Annotated in this window: 6 protein-coding genes; all 6 read right to left on the bottom strand. The window is 26.3% G+C overall.

Annotated features, from left to right (window positions below):
* The coding region (locus tag Q0370_RS00380; RefSeq protein WP_299570553.1) for a hypothetical protein at positions 1–1,023 on the bottom strand (1,023 nt) is incomplete at its 3' end.
* A gap of 35 nt (positions 1,024–1,058) precedes the next feature.
* Positions 1,059–1,685 carry a hypothetical protein gene (locus Q0370_RS00375; RefSeq protein WP_299570551.1) on the bottom strand — a complete coding sequence of 209 codons (627 nt, stop codon included), beginning with the start codon at positions 1,683–1,685 and terminating at the stop codon, positions 1,059–1,061.
* Complete coding sequence (gene cobM / locus Q0370_RS00370; RefSeq protein ID WP_299570549.1) at positions 1,685–2,446, bottom strand: precorrin-4 C(11)-methyltransferase; 762 nt, start codon at positions 2,444–2,446, stop codon at positions 1,685–1,687. The genes Q0370_RS00375 and cobM overlap by 1 nt, the downstream gene beginning before the upstream one ends.
* Positions 2,447–2,480: 34 nt before the next feature.
* Entirely contained in the window at positions 2,481–2,729 is a 249-nt protein-coding gene (locus tag Q0370_RS00365) for a hypothetical protein (RefSeq protein ID WP_299570547.1), read from the bottom strand.
* 57 nt (positions 2,730–2,786) lie between these two features.
* Positions 2,787–3,146 carry a hypothetical protein gene (locus Q0370_RS00360; RefSeq protein ID WP_299570544.1) on the bottom strand — a complete coding sequence of 120 codons (360 nt, stop codon included), beginning with the start codon at positions 3,144–3,146 and terminating at the stop codon, positions 2,787–2,789.
* A gap of 118 nt (positions 3,147–3,264) precedes the next feature.
* Positions 3,265–4,546, bottom strand: a 1,282-nt coding sequence (locus tag Q0370_RS00355; RefSeq protein WP_299570541.1) for an AAA family ATPase, incomplete at its 5' end; no start/stop codon positions are given.

Raw genomic sequence — 4,546 nt, 5'->3', positions numbered from 1 at the left:
CTCATTTTTCAAATCACATCTTTTCCCAAACTCATCATATTCTTCTCTTGCAACAATCTTATTATTTTTATCAAAAAAAATCCAAATATAAAACTTTCTCCCATCCCGTATAACTCCTTTTATAACTGCTTTTTCTCTTAAATTATGGTCTTTTCCCTTACTAAACCATTTATTGAAATAACGAAGAAAATTATTTTTAATTTCTACAAAATCTGTAACTTCTATTTTTGCATTTATTTTTCTCCCGTTTAATCTATAAATCGGAACATCTTTTTCAAAGTCTTTTTCTTCAATTTCAATAATATTATTTTCTACTTCCAATTTTTTCCATTTCTTAAGATTATTCCATTCTTCCAAAGTCATTTTTATCATATCAAAATCTTTAATTGGCTTAAAATCACGAAATTCTACAATTATGTATTCTCTAATAAATTTCTCTATTTCTTCATTTTCTAAAAACTCGCCATTCTCAAAGACAATCTTATTTACATTATTTACTTCAATAAATTTCATTATCTTCTCAAAACCAATTTCCCGTGTTACAACATTATCAGAAATTTCTGTTTTTTCTTTCCAAATTGATTTATAAAGTCCAACTTTTTTCAGTTCTATCCGAAATTCCTTCTTGTTTATTTTTTCTCCCGCTTTTATTTTCTCAAGAAGTTCAATTAATTTTTTTGAAAAATCAACCTTATTTTTATGAATTATTTCTTTCGAATACCTAATTGTGCTGTTTCTCAAAATATCATAATTTCCTAAAATTTCATTTTTCAATTTTTCATCATTCGTAACTTCATTTTCATAACATTTCCACGAATAATCCTGCCCATCAAAACAATGAAATATTTTATCTCCCTTTTCTTTCTCAAAATCATAATAAGAACAGCTATACAGCGGATCATCTTCCCTTCTCAAATCAAATGCCACATAATTTTTATCTTCTTTTGCTTCCCCAATATGCAAAAAACATTCTGCTTCAAAAAAAGAATCATTTTTCTGATTTTCAAGTTTTATAATTTTCATATTTTTTAAATCCCTAGGTAATAAATAGTATTTTATCACTTCATTTTTTTTAATATTTCTTCAAATTTTTCCGCATCCTTAAATTTCCATTCATTCCCGATTTTATTTAATTCATCCGTTACTTTATCTGTCACATAATTCTTAGGATTTCGCATTCCTTCTCTTAACATTTCATTCATTATATCTTTCCCTTTTTTTACTTCTGAAAGACTAACAAAATCTTCATCGTCTTTTATTTCATATCCATATTTTTCAAAAAATCTTTTTTTCATTTCTTTTTCATCTAAAATTTTATCCAAATCAAGAATAACTACTTCATAAGTAACAGAAACCTTTGTATTTGATAAATATTTTACAGTTTTTATATTAAAGTTAAATATTTCAGAAAAAAAACTAGAAAATTCTTTTGGTAGCAATTGCATACTCTCTTTTTCTTCTTTACTCATTTCATTATTTACTTTACTTGCTACAGAAAAATAATATGAAATCATTTCTTTTAATACTTTCTTAGGATATTTACTGACTGTTTCTTCTATTTTCTTATTCTCCAAATCAATCTGCTCTTTTGACAAAGTAACATTTTTTTGCTTTATTACTTGATACTGCCCTGCAAAAATTTGCATGGAAAATATAAATAGAATTATTGTTATTAGTTTTTTCATTATTTCTTAATTCCCTTTCTAAACTCATGTGAAAATGCCTTATCGTAAAGTTTAGACTTAGAATATTCGTTTCCCATAAAGTTTCCTACAAGAATTTGTGCTGTTTTTGTGATTTTTTCCTTTTTCACAAGTTCGGCAATGTTTTCTAATGTTCCCATAACAATTTTCTGATCTTCCCAAGTTGCTCTTTGAACAATTGCAATTGGCGTTGTTTTATCATAATGCTTTAATAATCTTTTTACAACTTCATCAATCATTTGCACAGATAGGAATATTGCCATCGAACATTTATGCGAAGCAAGGCTTTCAAGACTTTCTGCTTCAGGAACAGATGTTCTTCCTTCCAACCTTGTACAGATTATTGTCTGACTCACATCTGGCAAAGTAAATTCTTTTTTTATTGCAGCAGCAGCAGCCACAAATGAACTCACTCCTGGAATTACTTCATATTCAATCCCATATTCATCCAAAATATCCATTTGTTCCCTTATTGCACCATAAATGCTCGGATCCCCAGTATGAACTCTTGCTACTAGCTTCCCTTTTTTCTGTGCCTTTATCGTAACTTCCATCACTTCATCCAAGTTCATTGAAGCAGAATTATAAATTTCAGCTCCATCCTTATGACAATCAATAACCTCTTTTGGAACCAATGACCCCGCATAAATTATTACATCTGCTTCCTTTACAATTTTTTGTCCTTTTACTGTAATCAATTCAGGATCTCCTGGTCCTGCTCCTATGAAGTATACTTTTTTCATAAAATTACCTCTTTCTTTTTTAATTTTTTTGTTTTTATAATATTTCATTTATTTCAAAACTTACTGATATTTCTGTATTCAAATATATTTTTTCATTTTTCTTAAAAAACGCTTCCCAGACTTTCCCATTTTCAAAATAAACAGATATTTTATCAAGTTTTTCAACTTCTTTAACATTTATTTTTTCTATTTTTTTGTTTTTTATTCCGAAAATCTTTTCAAATTTTCCTGAAATATCGTTATTAATTATCTCGTTATCCACAAAATAAATTTCATTAACCAATTTTTTCTGATAATCTTCAAAACTATTGCAAAATTCTCTAAACTGACTATTACATGCCTATTCACACAAAATATCCTTTATTGTCAATTTCTTGATTTTACTAATTTCTTCCTTATTCTCTAAAATTTCTTTTATATCATTTTCCAAAAATTCCAATGGTGAATATCCATATACCTTCTCATTACAAAAATTATACTTTGGAATAAAATAAATTTTATCTTCCCATTTTTTCAAATAAATTTTAAAAAATTTGTAATACTCTATATTTCCATAATTTAAATAAAATACATAATTTCCATTTTCATATTTCGGAAAATCAAAACTTTCACCATAATGAATTTCTTTTCCGTCTTTTAAAACTTGAATATATTCTTCATACCAATCCTTATCATCATAGACTTTTCTTTTTATTTCCAACTTTTTTCTCTTTTCATGTTGTTTATTTCTCTTTTACTTTAATTAATCCAATTTCGTATTCCAGTTGCTTTACTTTTATTTTTGATTATTTTAATCTATATTTTTCCAAGTTTCATTCTTAATTTCTAGCAACCTTCACTAATTTTCCATAAAAAGCTATACCTACAAAAATAATATCCTTTATTCCTTTTTCTTTTAAGTTTACATCATACTTTTTAGAAATTATTTGTTCTACTGCTTCTTGGCTTTCTTTATTTAAACTTTCTTCGCTTTTGGCGACTTTAAATTCTAAAATATAGGCTTTATCATTTTTATTCTTTGGCTCCATTACTAAGTCGTATCTTCCTAAGCCACTTTCTTTATTTGAGCTTATATAATATTGTTTCTCTAAATAAAGACTCATTCCTAAAATTAATCCGTGATAAAAATCTTCATTTTTTGTATCATGGTAACTTGCTGAAGTCAACAAAATTTCTTGAAATTTTTCTTCAAAATCTTCTATTCTATTTTCAGTCAAAGCCTCCATTAAATCTATCAGTTTACTTCCTCTTCCAAAATATCTTTCTAAAAATGTTTTTCTAAAAAGATCCTTCACTTCTTTATTTGGTAATCTTAATGTGTAAATACTTTCGTGAACATCTCCAATTTTTTCTTTAACTGTTAAATAACCGCTAAATAGAAGTAATTCCCATAATTCGTCCTCGCCTAACAACCTTGATAAATCTGATGTAGAAGATATATTTTGCTTTAAACCTTCTCCATTAAATAATTTTTCTAAAGCTCTAATAGTATATTTATTTGTTGTTTTCAGTACATCATTTATTAAATCGTTTCCTGAAGTATCTACCCAGTAGGCTCTTAATTCTTTAGATTGTAAAAAATTTAATATGCTCCAAGGATTATAAACTTCGCTTTTTCCAAATTTATAGCCATTATACCAATCTTTAACATCTTGTATTTCGTATTCTAAATCATAATCTTTTAATGCCTGTTCTACTTCTTTTTCTGTTAATCCATAACAATTAGAATAAAAATCATTCAATATGGTATAAGTGCTTATATTATTTAAATCTGAAAAAATACCAGCTTTAATAACTCTAATAATCCCTGTCATTACTCCTATTTGTAAATAGACATTATCTTTCATTACTGTGCTGTAAAAAGTTTTAAAAAAGTTTTTAGCTTTTTCATAATATCTGTTCATATATGCCGATACTAGAGGAGCATCGTATTCGTCTATTAATACCACAACTTTTTTATTATATTTCTCATATAATATTCTTGCTAAAAATTTTAATGAAGATTTTAATCCTTCAACTTCTATTTCCTTGTTAATAATTTTTTTGAAATTCAACAAATCAAATTCATCTAATTCTTTGGCTAAATTTTTATATTCTATA

It is taken from the genome of uncultured Leptotrichia sp., from assembly GCF_938036635.1.
GTDB classification, from domain to species: domain Bacteria; phylum Fusobacteriota; class Fusobacteriia; order Fusobacteriales; family Leptotrichiaceae; genus Leptotrichia; species Leptotrichia hongkongensis.
Note: the sequence above shows the minus strand (reverse complement) of the source record. Positions and strands in the feature narration are given on the sequence as shown.